The 16,622-nt window shown below is 45.9% G+C and carries 16 protein-coding genes; 3 read left to right on the forward strand and 13 right to left on the reverse strand.

Translation table 11 applies throughout. The annotated features are described in order from the left end of the window. Positions 1-6: 6 nt before the first annotated feature. Positions 7-426 carry a hypothetical protein gene (locus tag GWK78_03230; GenBank protein QHU94019.1) on the forward strand — a complete coding sequence of 140 codons (420 nt, stop codon included), beginning with the start codon at positions 7-9 and terminating at the stop codon, positions 424-426. A gap of 52 nt (positions 427-478) precedes the next feature. Here the strand turns inward: GWK78_03230 and sbcB are convergent, their stop codons facing one another. The 4 genes from sbcB to GWK78_03250 all read right to left on the reverse strand — a co-directional run bounded on the left by sbcB (position 479) and on the right by GWK78_03250 (position 5,476). Beyond that, complete coding sequence (gene sbcB / locus GWK78_03235; GenBank protein ID QHU94020.1) at positions 479-1,894, reverse strand: exodeoxyribonuclease I; 1,416 nt, start codon at positions 1,892-1,894, stop codon at positions 479-481. 38 nt (positions 1,895-1,932) lie between these two features. Next, positions 1,933-3,252 (reverse strand): GTPase ObgE, encoded by a 1,320-nt coding sequence (obgE, locus tag GWK78_03240; protein QHU94021.1) that lies wholly within the window; start codon positions 3,250-3,252, stop codon positions 1,933-1,935. A 64-nt stretch (positions 3,253-3,316) separates the two neighbouring features. Further along, a complete protein-coding gene (locus tag GWK78_03245) occupies positions 3,317-4,357 on the reverse strand; it encodes a LysM peptidoglycan-binding domain-containing protein (GenBank protein QHU94022.1) in 1,041 nt (346 codons plus the stop codon). Between the two features lie 324 nt (positions 4,358-4,681). Next, positions 4,682-5,476 (reverse strand): hypothetical protein, encoded by a 795-nt coding sequence (locus GWK78_03250; protein QHU94023.1) that lies wholly within the window; start codon positions 5,474-5,476, stop codon positions 4,682-4,684. Between the two features lie 159 nt (positions 5,477-5,635). Between GWK78_03250 and GWK78_03255 the strand changes: the two genes are divergently transcribed. Both GWK78_03255 and GWK78_03260 read left to right on the forward strand, forming a co-directional pair. Beyond that, positions 5,636-6,097: a hypothetical protein gene (locus GWK78_03255; protein QHU94024.1), complete on the forward strand. Its 462-nt coding sequence runs from the start codon at positions 5,636-5,638 to the stop codon at positions 6,095-6,097. A 2-nt stretch (positions 6,098-6,099) separates the two neighbouring features. Then, positions 6,100-6,327: a hypothetical protein gene (locus tag GWK78_03260; protein ID QHU94025.1), complete on the forward strand. Its 228-nt coding sequence runs from the start codon at positions 6,100-6,102 to the stop codon at positions 6,325-6,327. Positions 6,328-6,347: 20 nt separating this feature from the next. Here the strand turns inward: GWK78_03260 and GWK78_03265 are convergent, their stop codons facing one another. The 9 genes from GWK78_03265 to GWK78_03305 are packed head-to-tail and all read right to left on the reverse strand — an operon-like array spanning position 6,348 to position 16,617. Then, on the reverse strand, positions 6,348-8,054 hold the full coding sequence (locus GWK78_03265; protein QHU94026.1) for a DUF2326 domain-containing protein: 1,707 nt from the start codon (positions 8,052-8,054) through the stop codon (positions 6,348-6,350). Beyond that, positions 8,041-8,280 (reverse strand): hypothetical protein, encoded by a 240-nt coding sequence (locus tag GWK78_03270; GenBank protein QHU94275.1) that lies wholly within the window; start codon positions 8,278-8,280, stop codon positions 8,041-8,043. The genes GWK78_03265 and GWK78_03270 overlap by 14 nt, the downstream gene beginning before the upstream one ends. Next, the gene (locus GWK78_03275) at positions 8,280-9,014 is read right to left on the reverse strand and encodes a hypothetical protein (protein QHU94027.1); all 735 of its coding nucleotides are present in this window, start codon (positions 9,012-9,014) and stop codon (positions 8,280-8,282) included. Before GWK78_03275 ends, GWK78_03270 begins: the two co-directional genes overlap by 1 nt. Before the next feature lie 47 nt (positions 9,015-9,061). Then, complete coding sequence (locus GWK78_03280; protein QHU94028.1) at positions 9,062-11,665, reverse strand: type IV secretion system DNA-binding domain-containing protein; 2,604 nt, start codon at positions 11,663-11,665, stop codon at positions 9,062-9,064. Further along, entirely contained in the window at positions 11,614-12,216 is a 603-nt protein-coding gene (locus GWK78_03285) for a CHAP domain-containing protein (protein QHU94029.1), read from the reverse strand. The genes GWK78_03280 and GWK78_03285 overlap by 52 nt, the downstream gene beginning before the upstream one ends. Then, entirely contained in the window at positions 12,213-13,991 is a 1,779-nt protein-coding gene (locus tag GWK78_03290) for a DUF87 domain-containing protein (GenBank protein ID QHU94030.1), read from the reverse strand. Before GWK78_03290 ends, GWK78_03285 begins: the two co-directional genes overlap by 4 nt. After that, complete coding sequence (locus tag GWK78_03295; protein ID QHU94031.1) at positions 13,984-14,625, reverse strand: hypothetical protein; 642 nt, start codon at positions 14,623-14,625, stop codon at positions 13,984-13,986. The genes GWK78_03290 and GWK78_03295 overlap by 8 nt, the downstream gene beginning before the upstream one ends. Continuing rightward, positions 14,597-15,103 carry a hypothetical protein gene (locus GWK78_03300; protein QHU94032.1) on the reverse strand — a complete coding sequence of 169 codons (507 nt, stop codon included), beginning with the start codon at positions 15,101-15,103 and terminating at the stop codon, positions 14,597-14,599. The genes GWK78_03295 and GWK78_03300 overlap by 29 nt, the downstream gene beginning before the upstream one ends. Continuing rightward, positions 15,100-16,617, reverse strand: coding sequence for a hypothetical protein (locus GWK78_03305; GenBank protein QHU94033.1), 1,518 nt, complete (start codon positions 16,615-16,617; stop codon positions 15,100-15,102). The genes GWK78_03300 and GWK78_03305 overlap by 4 nt, the downstream gene beginning before the upstream one ends. Positions 16,618-16,622 lie beyond the last annotated feature (5 nt).

The following is a 16,622-nucleotide window of genomic DNA, read 5'->3' on the forward strand; positions in this document are numbered from 1 at the left end:
AAATACATGAAGAGGTTTGTGATCATCTGTGGAATTGCCGTTACCGTCGCAACCTTGTTTTACCTGACCCGCGAAGAGTGGTTTTCATTCGTGGTTATCGGCAGACTTCCGTTCACCGGTATCATTCTGCCAGCGGCTGTGATGATGGGTTTTTGGATGATCATTGTACCGGCGTGCATTATTTGGGCCAAGTCGATCAGCGTCACGTTCTGGAACAGCATCGAGATACTGGGGCGATTTGATCAGCGTCGTATCAATCGACAGTTCCGCCTCGCAGCGCGGACTCATCACACTGCGGCACAACAGGTCAGTCTAGCAATGGTCGCCACGTGGCTAGCAGTAACACAGCGCTACTTAACACAGACTGATACCACTACGAAAGCGGACGACCAATCAACCACACGATTAGCTGTGGCGACGAATTAGTACGCTCCACCTAACTTACTCAAGTTTAGTTTAGTTTAGTTCTGTTTTCATCCTAGTCCTCAGTCGGCACTATTGCCTCAGCCCACAATTGCAGTTCTTGCAAAATAAACTGCTGCTCGTCAGTCGCTGTCGGCGCTAACCGCTGCAGAGACGCCATAAACCCTGGCAGTTGCGCCTGCAAGTGCTGAGCTCGCCAGACTTCCCATTGCGCCAAATCATCTTCACTGAGTGAGCGCGGAAAATTACGTGCTTTGTAGTGTAGCAATAGCGGCGCTAACCGTTCGTCCTGAAACTCTGGATGAAAATCAGCCAGCTCGCGCTCATTAGCATTGCGAACCGCCTCGACACGGATACGATCACGGTCGTTCAAAAAGCCGTCATATAATTGCGCTTCTGGATCGGGCAGTTTCTTGAAGGCTGGCTTGTTTTCAACAATACTACGCAATTTTTCAGCAAAATCCGGGTGGCTCAACAACATATTTTGGTGTTTCTGCACCGTCTCCAGATCAAGCGAAATCTTCTGCCAACCATCGCCCTGTTCCAGTACACCCAGCGGAGCTACCACCGGACAACGATTGTACTGCAGTTCCTTGACAGGCAATTTGACGAAATCCTCAGCCTGGCGCTCCTCCCACGAAGCAAATATTTTCTTCGCCAACTCCTCTTGGCTCAGCCCAACAAACGGCGTCGGATCATACCGTAGATCATAGACAAATATGCCGCCGTTTCGACTGGTTGTCAGCGGAAATGCCACCGTGGTTTTGGCAAATTCTTTATCGTAGCGCCCGCTGGCGTAAACAAACGGTTTTTTATCGTCGACATTGACCAGCTGCTGGACTACTTTTTTATCGCGCATTTTTAGCAAGTAATCATACAGCTGTGGCTGTTTTTGCTTGATCAATTTCGTCACGGCGATCAATGCCGTCACGTCCGCCAAAGCGTCATGAGCATTTTCGTGGGCTATGCCATTGGCGCTAGTGATTAATTCCAAACGATTGCTCGGCTCGCCCTTGTCATCAAGCGGCCAATTGATTCCTTCCGGCCTGAGCGCCCGCGTCAATCGCACCACGTCTAGCAAATCCCAACGCGAGCGGCCGTCTTTCCAGCTCCATTCGTACGGATCATGAAAATTACGCCACAACAAATGGCGAATAAACTCGTCATCAAACCGAATATTATTAAATCCAACTGCGATGGTATCCGGCGTAAAAATCTCCTCACTCAGCATCCGTGCAAACTGTGCCTCAGTGTAGCCTTCCTCGACCGTTTTTTGCGGCGTGATGCCAGTTACCATCAGTGCATCAGGACTTGGCAAGGTATCATCATTCAGCGTCACCAGCAGATTATAAGGCTCACCAATCGGCTCGAGATTCATGTCTGTCCGCTGCCCAGCAAACTGCATAATGCGGTCTTGCCGCGGATTTAGTCCGCTAGTTTCTAGGTCATAGAAGAAAAATGTTTGCGCCATAGCTATAGTATAGCAAAGCTACGAGATGACACCCAAATCTACTGCTCAACCAGCGTAAACGGCATCGATTCGCCGATCTGCACCACAGTCTCGCCCACTGCACCCTGACGAATTAGTTCGTGGGTGATGCCCATTTTTCTCATGATATCCCGCAGGCGATTGACTGATTCAAACTGATCAAAGTTAGTACGGCGAGCAAACTTTTCAATTTTAGCACCGTGGATAATGAAACTGACCACATCTTCGCCGTCTACATTTTCAGGCTCCACGCCAATAACCCGCTCCACCGTCCAGGCGTCAGACGCTGCCTGTGCATCCAGGGCGATTACCGGTAGATCATCACTCTCTTTCTCAACCATCTCTGCCTCACGTGCCCGATATTCAGTAACTTCACGGCGCAGCAAACGAAGCAGCTCAGTCACGCCAGCATGCGTTTGCGAGGAAATCGCCACCACTGGCGAACCGTTCGCTATGTTTTGTAGCGCCGTTGACTGCATAGCAATAATCTCATCATCCAGCCCTTCACACTTCGTCAAAGCGATGATCTCTGGACGCGTCGCCAATTCCTCGGAATATTTTTCCAGCTCGCGGCGAATGGTCTGGTATTTTTCCGCTGGGTCGTCACTATACGCGTCAATCATGTGCAGCAACACGGCCGTCCGCTCAATATGGCGAAGGAACTGGTCACCCAAGCCTTTGCCTTCCGAGGCGCCTTCAATCAGCCCTGGAATATCAGCAATCAAAATTGACCCATCATCCACATCCGCCACGCCCAGATTTGGCGTCAACGTCGTAAACTCATAATTAGCAATTTCCGGGCGAGCATTAGAAACCACGCTCAAAAATGTCGATTTACCAGCGTTAGGGAAGCCAACCAAACCAACGTCGGCCAATAATTTCAATTCCAACTCAGCCTCAAACTCTTCACCCGCCTCACCAAGTTCAGCCATCTTTGGCGCTTGGCGCGTACTGGAGGTAAAGTGCGCGTTACCGAAACCGCCATCACCACCCCGAGCAACCACTGCTTGTTGCTGGTCTGCTATCAAGTCTGCCACCACCTTGCCGTCACACTTGACCAACGTACCCATTGGTACTTTGACGACCAGTGGCGAACCGCTTTTACCGCGCTTGTTGCGCTTACTACCGTCGCCGCCATTTTCTGCTTTTAGTTCTGGCTTGTAACGAAAGTTCAGAAGAGTATTGAGGCCTTTAGTTGCCAAAAAAATGACGTCACCGCCGCGTCCGCCATCGCCGCCATCAGGGCCACCCTTGTCAACATATTTCTCATGCCGAAAACTGACTGCGCCGTTGCCGCCCTTGCCAGCTCGTACCAACACTTTCGCTGTATCTGCAAACATAATTTCAGTATACCAAAAAGCGCCCCCGAGAGATAGCGGAGGCACTTTGTTGCCTTAGAACATCCTAGTGGATAAAGTTATACCGACCAACTTCAGACATCGGGATTGTTCGATGCGTCACGACGTTATACCCAGCATAATTCATGTCGCTAACGTAGATCGTGCCACCTTCAACCCGCTCGACCATACCGACATGGCCAAGACCACCGCCGCCCCATGTCGTCTGGAAGATTGCCCCTGGTGCTGGTGTATGATTAACAACAAAACCTGCTGCCCGAGCACTTGCCGCCCACGACGTTGCGTTGCCCCAGAAACTACCGATTGGTCGACCAAGTGCTGCTCGCCGCTCGTACACATACCACGTACAGTTGCCAAGAGCGTATCGATTGCCAACTGATGCTCGAGCGTAACCATAGCTGATACCACTGACTGCGCCGCCCGTTGTCCGCCCTGCATAACCCCGACGGCCCGAGCGCGACGCCACGTAACCTGGCTGCTCATTTTCTGGCAACACACCGCCTGGCAAGACAATCCGCGTATCTTTAGCCAGTGCCGCCCCACTTGCCAAGTCGTTATACAATGCCACTCGTTCAGGATTTGCTTTATACTTTTCTGCCAATTTTTCGATGGTGTCGCCGTCCTTAACAGTGTAGACCACACCATCAACCATCGGAATAATCAATGTCTTGCCGGCTTCAACCGCATCAGATGTCGTATTGTTCGCCCAGCGCACCGTCTGTGCTGTCACGTTAAACTTCTTGGCAATAGAATTAATCGTATCACCCTGTTTGGTGACATAAGTCTTGATCCCGCGCTGGGCCGACTTTTCTGGCTGGACGATTTGTGGCTTGGAGATAACTTCAGTATCGCCCTGAGCCAGTTCTTTTTTGATCGACAGTGTTGCCGTCGCTTCGCGCAAGTCACCCGCAGTCGGCAGATTAACTGTCTCAGCTAGATCAGTTACCGCATTAGCAGCCGCTAGCTGGTCTACCGAGACCTTATTGGCCTTATTCGTCTCATGAGCTGGGCCAGTAGACGGTGCGACCGGCTGGGAGGCGGACACCGAGCCCTGCCGGCTGGCAACCCCGCCCGTTTGGTAGCTCAATGCCAAAAATGAAATAACTAACAGAAAAATCCCACCGTACGCCGATACTGCGCTTAACTTGAGTTTTTTGCCCCGACGGGCAGATACTTGATTACGAATAACGCTTCTCCCGTGTCAATGTCTCCATCAACACTGACTACCGTACTAAGTCTTTCTTCTCGCACAAGAACAGGATGCATTGTCGACCTAATAATTAGTTGATATTGCTAAACGATTAGTTTTCCGCATCCGTGCGACCGTTCTGGTAGGCCCGCGCGCTTACACGGCGTATACCCTGTATGAGCGCAAGCTTATTCCCATTATACGCGATCCTCTCATAATTTGTCAATGCTTTATCTTGTAATACACCTCGCCCTTTAGCATATACACCAGCCCAATAACAAAGCTCAAGATGACTGCATATGGCACCACCGCAGACATCGCCATCATCATCGCAAAGAGAATGGTGGCGGGAGTAATATACAAAAGTGTCATGACAAACATGAACGCACATATGAGTGCGAACGGCACTCGCACCATCAAGGTCACGCCAATCTTGCGACAACGTAGTCCCCGCTCCTGCTTGGTTTTCTCCGCCTCAGATAGTTGGTCAGCTGAACGCGGCTGCCAATATGGCGCCTCCTTAGCCATCATGATAATTTTCCACAGCCACAGTGAACCAATAGTCGTACATACCACCATCAGCAAAATAACCGGGAGCGAGCCATTAAAAGCCAGGATAGCGCCGAATGCCGTGTGAGCAGCTTCTCGAAATGCCGAACTAAATGGGCCAACTTGAGAGATATAGAGCAGCGCCAATACAATGAACTGCACCAGCGGATACACTACAGTCATAGCGAGTGCAGCGATGCGCTGCTGGTACTGATCGGTTCGACGAGACTGTTTCAGTAGAATGAGGCCTTGGACGAGGAGCGACGCGATAGCCATGTCAACAATAATCAAAGCTAATGGCATGTGGACGTTTATAAAATATACCGGCAGCCAGCATATAAATACTGCTGCCGAGAGAACAAGCATTGCTGCTTCAATAATAATGACTGCCTCGTACCGAATGTTACGCTCTGGCGAGAGCACGGCCTGCTTCTTTCGTTTCCTCTTGGTGGCTGGCGTCTTTGTCATGTAGTATCCGAACGGAATAATATCCCCTGTATGGTGAGCCAACCAATATAAATGTGGAACTCCTTTTTCGCGATTTGTTTGTGCTGCGGGATCGCTTTAAGGAGCTTGGTATGGTTATCAAAAATGGCGAGGTGTATTTGCCGGATTTGGAGGAGCGCGATGTTTAATTTGCGAAAATCGAGCTCAAAACTCTACGACCAGAACACTTTTGACGACCAGTTTATGCGCGACTTACGAAGAGCTCGAAAAAGCGTTATTATCGAAAGCCCGTTCCTCAGAACTGCCCGAGTTGAAAGATTCATCTCGATATTTCATCGGCTCAAAAAGCGTGGCGTGGCAATATTACTTAACACCAAACCGCTTGAAGAACACTATGAAATATACAAATTGCAAGTCCAAAAATCTCTAAGTTTACTACAATCTGCGGGTGTCGACGTTCTTTTTACAGTCAAACATCACCGTAAATTAGCCATCATTGATAGGCAGGTTATTTACGAAGGCAGCTTAAATATTCTCTCATATCACGATAGTTGTGAGATAATGAGGAGGACGACATCTACACTCGAAGCGGAAATGTTGATAGATTTTATCGGCTTAAATAAATTTATGGAGGTGAAATAATTATGAACAACGAGGACACGATCAAAAATCTTCATCTGTACGAAGACGAAGAAACGATTCAGAAAACGATCCACTACCTGGAGCTTCACGACCCAGACAATGCCAATCGCGAATACGCGGTCGGATTTCTGAAATTCATGCAGCGATTTGCGCATGTCGCTAGCAGGAGTGAAGGGTTTGATCTTGAGGGGCTTTTGAAGAAGTACAAGAAACAGGACAGTGCCTCTTAATAGACTTCAACGCGGCGGTGCTAAAAAGTTACACCCAGTAATGTGCCGTGCTCGTCTTTGTCGTTAAACCTTGCGATAATGTATTTGCTAAGGTTATCGGTAAATTCTTCCGGTAGAGAGTCATACGGCATATACCCAGAATTCATGGAGCAAATATACTGAAAGTCTAACGACTCGGCTTTGCTACTAGAAATTTCTAGAGCTTTTGCTACCTGTCTAGGATCTACGTCTGCAAATATTTTTGAATCGTGGAATAAGGGAAATTCTCTGTGACGTATAGTAGACCAATATTCAGCTAGCATAAGATCGTAGCAGAACACCTTCATACTACTAACGCCGTCGCTGCCAGCTTTTTTAATATCAATTTTAAACTTATAGCCTTCTTTATCTACATCAATAGAGAGTGTCCCGGGCTGTTCGTACAAAAATCGAGAGTTTGAATTAAATAAACGTATAGCTGTTGATATTAGCGGCTGGTCTCCGTTATATTCCTGCCACATCTTTGATATAACATCGCTAATCTCTATTCGTATGTCATCAATCCTTGACTTAATCTCCGTGAGTCGAGAAATTCTGCTCTCTATGTCTGCTATCTTGGTCTTGCTTTTGTTGACTTCATCTTGAAGTTTTGTATATTCATCAAGAGCTCCATGTGTCTTTAGTATATTCAAATAGCCAGCTCTCTCATTTGAGAGTTTTTCCATTTTGTTATCCAAAGCTCTGTTTTTTGTTACATATAGCTCGATCTCGCTTTCTAGATAATTTTTCCTGTTAAGTACTACGTCTCTGTGAAAATTAATCACCTCATCGAGTGTGCGTAGAGAGGATTTTTCAAAGACGGCGCCCGCTGCTTCGTATATTTGCTCTATTTTTATATCATCACCGTTTTCATTTTTTAAACTGTCTTTGTATCTCTCTACTATTTGAGAGTTTATAGTGATTTCATTGATAATATCGTGGATTTCTTTAGTTAAAGTGTCTGCTTTAGCCTGTATATCTCTATAGTCTTCGTGAACTTGAAAATTTTCTAGTCTTTTCATCTTCTCCGCAAGTTGCAACTCAACGTCTATTTTCTCTGAGTTCAAATCGCCCACCGTACCTCCAAACGCATCAAAAGCACCCGTTTCAATAGCTTTGTTTGCACTATCTAATTTTTTAAATTCAGATTTGAGTTGCGAGAATTTGACAGATAGCTGCCAATTTAATCCTAGCAGAAAAGCGGTATTGTTATCTCTAGATAGTGCTTTCTGCCGAGCAAAGCATAAGAAAGGATCAGAGAATGCGCCATCATCAGTTCTCATGAAGTACGACGCCAATGTGCGATACGTAGGGTGATTGCTTTTGTCTTTTACTTCACGTACACTAACACCAAACAATTTCTCTCCTAAGGTTAGACAAACTTCATCTGCGCTAATATCTTCAACTCCTAGCGCCACTATGTATTTTTTGTGATCATTTACTGCTCGCTTGAGAACAACCTCTTCTCCGTCTATCTCGATAGTCAAGCTGAATACCCAATCTTTCATCTCTTCTTTTTTAAGAGTTTTTGACGGCTTACCTCCCAGGCAATAATTTACAATTTCAAGCAATAGCGTTTTACCTAAGCCATTAGTGGAATGCTTGTCGCTGGAGTCTTGGTCGCGGTCGGCTATGATTATATTAAAACCTCTACGAAATTGTATGGTTTTAAAACTGCTTTTGTTTGCGCTTAATTTAACTAATTTCATGTTTTTTATTTTTTTCGATTACTCCATTATTATACAGTATAGCTCCGGAGGAGTACAGTAACACCAGAGCTGCAATAAACTTCTCAAACGTACCTATTTCTTCATATACCTTCACTTTGCTCCATAACGAACTCACTGTTTCAACTGAATCTATGTTTTGAAGAAGTATTGCACCAACTCCAACGACCGAAAACCCCACGCGAATAGTTTTATCTGGAAGTATTATCATTTTTCAAACACCTCACATAGCTGAAAATAGTAGGCCACTATTCCGTAAGCTGCAGCCATATGACGAGGGTCGCTACTGTCGCTAGAGGCTGCTTGCACTAGAGAGTAAAATATAGCATCCCCGTTATCAGTATCTCTTCTTAAATTTTTATACTTTTGTACAAAAAATACCCTTAATTTTTCTGGATAGTCTTCGCTAGCATTTTTGTTTAAAAAATTATCAATCAGCGATACAGAAGCCATGCCCATTTTTAACATCTGCTCTGTCTGCAGACTTAGACTATTTTTGTGCACTTTATCCTTTATAGGTATCAGTCCAAAGTCTTCGCTATCGTATTTCAAAGGAGGGTTATCTATTATGTGCCGAAGAGTTTCCTCGAGTTCTCTAAATGTGATTGTCGGTAAGCTTCTCTTTATGGCTCGCTCAATGCGCTCCTCATGCAAAGATTTGATTTCATGAAGATAGTCAACAGAGTATTGTACTGCACTCTTATCAATAATAGTGTGACATGTTGGACAGAGAAGAATAAGATTATTATAGGAATGACGTTCGATATCACTCTGACTGTCATCGTAGCGTGCAGAATTCGGCCTATGCCCCTTAATATGAGCCATTTCTCCTACAGGAATCAGTGTGTCAGTTTGACGCTCAACTACTAGGTTATTGCACATTGCACAGAGACTGCCACTTTTTGCCCATAGAATTTTCATGCTTGATTGAGGAATACCCATTTGTCTATTATTGTATCACTCGATACTGCTTGTGCCTAGCTGAAGCCTCATATTTCATCTATCATCAACTCCGCCGTAATCTGTGACTTTTTCTTTGTTCGCCCGTTGGTCTTAGCGACTTTTCTTGACGAAGACCTACCAGAACTTTCTTGTCCAGAAACCTCTTCTCGTCTCCTGGCAAATTCCTTTCGTGAATGTTTAACAATTTCATTTCTCACTGCCTCATCGCCATCGCTTTCTAGCAATAAAGTCTGCCCGGATAGCGGCTCTTGCGTGTGCACCGCCGCCAGCCTAGCGTAATAATTATATGCTGGCAGGTTGCTGATTTCGCCCGGTTCAATATACGGGCTAAACATCGGCAGTAAACGCTGTTCATCTTGCGGATTGCCGGTTCGGAAGCAGATAATCGTGCCAGTATTTGCCAAAATTATATTCACTGTTTGCTGGTCGCTTTGCTGCGAAGTAGACTGCTCGGCCATGATCATAAAGACGCGATATTTGCGGCTCTCAGACAGCATTTGCACAAATGATGTTGTGGCGAAATTCTGAAACTCATCGACATACAGATAGAATGTCCGCCGCTCCGCTTGCTTGAGTCGGGCGCGGCGGAGACTTGCGAGCTGGAGCTTCGCAAGTACGGTGATTCCAAATAGCTCAGATGTATCTTCGCCAAGCAAGCCTTTGGACAAATTACAAATCAGTATTTTCCCCGAGTTGATAATATCATCAAAATCAATCGTCGATTTTGGTTGCTCGAGAATTTGCCGAGCTGACGCTGAAAATAAAAACCGCCCAATTTTCGCTGTAATCCCTGCTGACATTTTTACTTTCTGCATATCGCCAGCTTTGCCAAACTCGTTCTTCCAGAAGTTTATCAAGTTTGTGTCGTCAAGATTTTTAACGACACTGCGGCGATATTTTGGGTCGTTTAGCAAATCAAACACAGTAAAAAGCGTGGAATTTTCCTGCATGAGTGCGGTTTGAATGGTGTTGCGCAAAATGTATTCGATACGATGCCCGCCCGAGTCCTCGTCGCTAAAGATTTTCCGAAAAATCGACACGACCGACTCAGTAATAAGATCTTTTTCGCGCATCAACTCGCTGCCGTCTAGCCCAGGCGCTAGCTCCAATAAATTCAAACCAACCGGATAATCCAAATCATCAGGATTGAAATAAATTACATCGCCAAGGCGCTCCGGAGGAACGTGCCGCAAAATCGTCTCCGCCATATCGCCATGCGGGTCAATTACAGCCACGCCTTTGCCGTTACAAATATCTTGCACAATTTGATATTGCAACATCGTAGTTTTGCCGCTACCCGTACCGCCGATGATGTACTGATGGCGCTCGCGCTCAGCTTCCATCAAGCCAATCGGCGTCACCGTATTGTGATGATGATTTTCACCAATAATCACATCGAAACTTTCTGACTGCTTGAGTGAAATCGGCGCGGGTAGCGTGCGGCTGAGCGAAGTTATCAGATTGTCGGTTTTACTATGATAACTTGAAGGAAAATGAAACAAGCTAGCAAGTTCGCTTGAAGCGAGGATTATGGAGCTATTTTTATGCAGCGATGGCAGGCGCTTTATGGATGCAAGAATTAGCAGGTTGTTCAGAATCGGCATACGATACTTTGCTTTGAGTGATTGATATGGCGGTGTACTAAAACCGTCCAGCGCGGATTTAAGCGCGGCGATATGTCTCTTTGTTTCTGGACTACTTACCATGATGCGTAGGTTGACATAAAATAGCGGACGAGTCACTTTTTGGTGCATGGTTTCCATTAGTTCTAATTCAAAAGCACTTAGCATGCGCGCCGGGCGGTCACCTCGCGGCACCCTGATTTGCTGCCGCGGGGATACGGTTTTTGAATGGTAGTAATTACGGTAACTAGTTGTCATGCTAGCATGAACTTCGCTGACGAGGTCGGTTGCGCCAGAAGAAATTTTGCCAAAAAAGCTAGCTAATCTGCCGAGCATTGATAGTTTTTTGCCGCTAACATATTGCAAAATGTTTTCATTGCCGAGAATTTTATGCGACAGAATTTCTGCTTCACGTAAGCGCGCTGGTGTTGCTATAAGCTGCAAAATAATTTCCTCTTCGTCATCTAACCTGGTCATCGCACCAATCACATAACTGAGTGGATCGCGTTGCTCTAGCGTCGAATTTATAGCTAACGGCAAGACGTAATGCCCAGTTTCTCGAAATTCAATAACTTGATAATCATCACCGCTCTTTCGCTCAACTGTGCGAACCTTTGAGTCGGCGATGTAGGAGGTAATCACTTTTTGCATGTTCGCAGCGTGACGCCGTTCGACCTGCACCAAATACCGCACGCCGTGCTCTTTAGTTGATGTAATTTCAAAACTCATAACTGGCGACCGACCGAGCAATTTTTCTTTGAGTGAGCGCGCCGCCCGATGTCCATGAATTACCGAAAATAGTTGCTCGGTTGCTTCAGGTGTTTTGGCGATCGTGGCAGGCGGTGTAATTTCCAGCCAAACCATGCCTCGTGTTCGCAAATATCGACGATTCAAAACAAAACGAATCACCAACCACAAAATGACCGCGCTAATCGTAAGCGTGATTACGATTAAAACTATCGACCCAAGCCATAAGGTGGTGGCGAGGTAATCGGCTGTAGATTCCACGGCTGTGCTCCTGGTTTATTATGAATAAATTTATAAGATTTGGCGACTTCTTTGGAAAAAGTGCGCTGCGACACCACGTTCAAACCGCGCGCGTTCATTTCAGAAATTTTCCAATCACCGCTGATTTGATTAACTTCTATCACATACGCAACATGTCCATAATGGCCTTCATCAGTCTGAAAAACTGCACCAGCCGCTGGTGTATCGTTGACGATGTAGCCATCACGCTTGGCGTTATCATCCCAGGTATTAGCGTTGCCCCAAGTGTTCGGAATCGGACTGTTTGCCCACCGACGCATCGCATACGCCCACCACGTACAGTTGCCCCAGGCGTAAGTGTTTCCGGGCATCACGCCGCCGTTATAAAAACCACGTTCTTCCACCGCTTTGGCGCTCGGTGCATTTGCTAAAAAGCTCATTGCCGGTAAGCCAAGTGATGAAATAGCTAAAATCGGAAACGTCAAAATAAGCAATAATGTAGCGATGATTATAGCTATAATTTTCTTAATGCTGAAACCAAAATTTGTAAACAAAACTACCGCGCCGTTCATGATGAATACAACTCCGCAGGATTAGTCGTGATGAGCGGGTGTTCTTTTTCGGCTGCCACAACTTTAACGGCGACATGGTTTTGGTCGGCGATAAGCAAAGCATCGCCTCGCTCGCACATGAGCAGAAAACTTTGTTCATATTCGCTGAGGTTAAATTCGTTAACCACGCCTTTGATAGTCGTCGTATCCTGGCGCATTAAAATCCGCAGTGCGCTTTGCGAAGCAATAGCGCGACCATACTCACTTTTGAGAAAGTCATTAGCTTGTTGCGATATAATTGACACGCCGAGATAATATTTGCGTGCCCGACGCACCAGTCCTGCTACAAACCGCGCCGACTCCTCGTGTTGCAACAAAATCCAGCCCTCATCGATAATCAGCAGCCGCTTTTCTGGCTTAGCCATGACTTGATTTTTCACAAAATTAGAGATAATTAACATCATAATTTGGCGCAGATTTTCTGGTAAATCTTTGATATCGAAAATAACCAAGCGGTTGTCTAATTTAACATTTGTTTGCGCATTGAATACATCCGCCAGCGAGCCGGAAATATATTTTTCTAACTTTTCACACAATTTTAGCTGACCCAACTTTCGAAGTTCCGCGTATAAATCTTCTAAAAGCGGCGGTTTGGTTTTTGACTTTTTGTAGATTTTCAAAACCGCTTTGTCAATGGCGGCTTTTTCGCGCGCCGTTAAACTTTCAGCCATCAAACCGATTACGTCCATTAGATCTTGTGCATGCTCAGATAAATCACTAATTTCGTGAACAGTCGTCGCTAGGTCAAAAGGGTTAATTTTCTGCTTACTCTTGGCTGATAATTTTATATACGTGCCTTTTACTGATTCGGCGAGGCGCTTGTATTCACGCTCTGGGTCGATGACGATGACACGCGTGCCTTGCATGAGTTGGCGTAAAATCTCGACTTTGGTGGTGTAACTTTTGCCAGCACCCGACTGCGCAAATGTGATTGAGTTAGCATTGTGTAAACTAAACCTGTCCAAAATAACCAGCGAGTTGTTTGATTTGTTGACACCATAAAGGATGCCCGATTCCTGCACCAATTCTGATGACATAAACGGAAAAGTCAGAGCGGCGCTGGAACTATCAAGGTTGCGCTTTTGCGCCAATTGGTCTTCGCCGCGTGGCAAAATTGATTGCAGCGCCTCTAACTGCTGATAGCGCGCTACTTTTGAGTAAAACAACCGCGCCGACAGATTAGCTTCAAGCAACTTGGTGGTTTTATCAAGTTCTTCTTTGGTCTCAGAACGAATGCAAATATAGATCGCCATTTGGAATAATTTTTCCTGACCGCGCTGAATTTTATCGCGCAAATCAATCGCCGACTCAAGCGGGTCGGTAATTTCCGAGCCAACGATTCGTCCCTCGCGCATCATCGCCCGGCGTGTGGATTCAAGCTCGGTAATTTTACGATTTAGTTTTGGCAGCGCCGCTCGGGCGTCTACTTCATGCAGATGATAACTAATGTCGATGTCGTGATTAAAATGAATCAAGCTATCCATCCAGTCCGAACTCGCTACGAACGGATATCCAGAAATAAACAACGTGCGCATGTACACACCGTCGATGCAAAGATAATCAACGTTTTCTTCCAGCCCAGCGTAGGATAAAATATCCAGCGCGTCTTGTTTGCCAAATGTGATATTGAGCTCTTTTTGCTGTTCCTCGCGCTGGCGGTCGCGGCGTCGTTTCGGAGCACTAATTGAGTCACTAATTCTTTTGATAAATACTGGTGTGCGCGGTTTTTTAATCATTAATTTTACTCCCATCTCGCATTAACGCGGTGTGAATTGTCTGCAAAGCGCGTTCAGTTAGCGGCTGAATTTTTGCTTGCGCTGGGCTGTAGAAACTGTAGAACAAATCAAGCACTTCGAGGCTATCTAGCTGATCAGCGCGCATGCCGAGCCGCGCCATACCTTTGGCGATAATATCAATGCGGAGTTTGAGCTGTTCGCGGATTAAATCAAAATCAGCTTTGTTGTCGGTCGGTCGAAAAGGAATAATGATATAAAAATGCCGTGTCAAAATCTTGTTGTCGGTGATGAGCGAACGAATAAATTCATCGTAATTTTTCAGTTGAGTTTTGTAAACGGGAATCGTCTCGCTCTGCAATCGGTAGTTCAAATCCTCTAAATATCCGTCCATATCAATTTCGCGCGTACGTACTAAAATTTGAATCGGCCAACCAATCGAATTGAGAAAACTTTCGTAGGTATCAATGATTGCGTCTTGCTCATCCTCGCTACGCAGCTCAAAATTCAGCGCCGAAACGGACAAGATTGCCCGATAATTATTCTGTGGCAATAACAAAATTCCGTCGCGCACACCCTTTAGCGCAATCTGCCGCCTGGCGCTAGATTTAGCGTTTGACTTTCGTAAACCGAACATGCAAACCCCCTCTCTTATCAGTTTCAAAACGAACATCAGCGGCTGGGTCGTCTATAATTTGGCGGGTTTTGATGGTTGATGCGTCATCCAATTTTTCTAGCTTTTGCGGCTTTTTGGTTGGTTGATTTGTGGCTTCTTCGTCTTCAGGTGGAGCACTTTTATATTCATCACGAAACGCAGTAGTGTTTTTATTGAACAGATAATATTTTGGTCGCAAATTGTAACGCAGTACCGTCACCAGCCAAAGCGCAATGATTTTACCCCTAACACGAACCGACAAAACTCCACAAATCATCAAACTTAACGTCATCAAAACGTATTTATAAAGCGCGCCGTTCATAACCGGCGGCAGCAGCGCGAAAACTCCCGCGCTAAAGAAAACAGGAATCATCAAGAGCACGATTTGTGAAAAACCGAGCTTGCCGATAATCCGATCTTCTACGGTAGTAACCTGCGCAGGAACGACTGTCGTTTTCATGATTTTTTACCTCGCTGTTTAGTCGATTTTATTTTCGATCCGGCACGGTAAGTTGTGCCGGTTTTGAGTGGTTTTGATTCGGGCATATTAACAACGGTTAGATTATTTTTGCTGCGCGGATTTACGGCGTAGGTGATTTCCGCGTCGCCTTTTTTGTTTAGATAACTCACTTTCATCGGCGACTTTGTTTGACGCGCCACCGTTTCGAGAGTCGAGTGAACCCGGGCTTTTTTGGCGGCGTGAGTGGTATTCTTCACGCGCTGGGTCGTTTTGTGCACCACTTTCGAGCCAGTGCCTGTCATGTAGCTGACGCCGTTCATAAACTGACCACCCAGCTTCTTTAGATTGCGCGCACCCATACTAACGAAACTAAATTGTATCATCACGCCTTGAACTTTTAATAAAGTCAGAATAGTTGCTATGCCTGCTACCATCGCCATCAAGGTGTCGGGAAATGCATTGTTACTGCCGCTAGTCGCCATACCAGAAAACAGCGACGACGCTAATTGCAATATAACCACATGGACAAACAAAACGAAAATTGTTGATAAGAACGTCTTCATCGAAGTTTCGGCAAAATCACGAAACCCCGGCACTAACCACAACATACTCACCAGCGGTGACAGGACAGTGCCGATAAATAAAGTGATTAAACGCATAACATAATACACCAACAATATGACCGAGCAAATCAGAAAAGCCACCATGATCAGCAGCGCCGCCACGCCCTGACCAGACGTTTTTTCGACAACTTTGATGAGCGTACTCCAGACGGTCGATGCACCCGAAATTTGGTTGACTGCCGAGATGAGAACGTTGGATAAACTAATGATGCCATCAATCAAAAATATCGAGGTGTTCATCAGCAAAAATATCAGCGCTATGCGTGGCAGTAGGTGCTTGACTTCAACTTCGTCAAAACCAAAACTCGACGCGCTCATGACCTGAAATCCGACTAGCGCCACAACTAAAATTAACAGCACATCAGCGATGCCGACAATCGCTAGCCATAGATTAAACACGACTTTATTGCTCGCCATCAACGGCGTCGATTTGGTGAAAAATTCTAGCGCGCTCAAAAATGGCGAGGCTATGGCGTTAATAATCGACGACAATAGCCCCGTCACAGCTTTGATGATCATCTCGATCAAGCCGTTGTTTTCTGATTTGGGCGTGACTGCCTGTAGGTTCGGTAGGTTTGCGTCATTTGGATTTTGCACCGCTTGATATGAACCGTTCAAAATAGAAACTATTGTCACAGCGGCTAGTACGACGACTAACCCAATCGCTGCTTTTTTAGCGATGTTTTTAGCGTGCTCCATGCGGTCTGGTTTGCCACTGCTGGTCATGTAAATATAGCCAGCATGCGCCAAAAAGAAAGCGCAAGCCAGCGACGCGATGCCCGATAAGATTTTGGCTGTCGGCAAAACATAATCACGCACGGTTTTTATGGCGCCAGCCGTATCAGCAAATAACACTAAATTGCTAGTGAAAATATCGACAAAGTCGAACATTAGCG

Source organism: Candidatus Saccharibacteria bacterium oral taxon 488, from assembly GCA_010202845.1.
Taxonomy (GTDB): Bacteria; Patescibacteriota; Saccharimonadia; order Saccharimonadales; family Saccharimonadaceae; genus Nanosynbacter.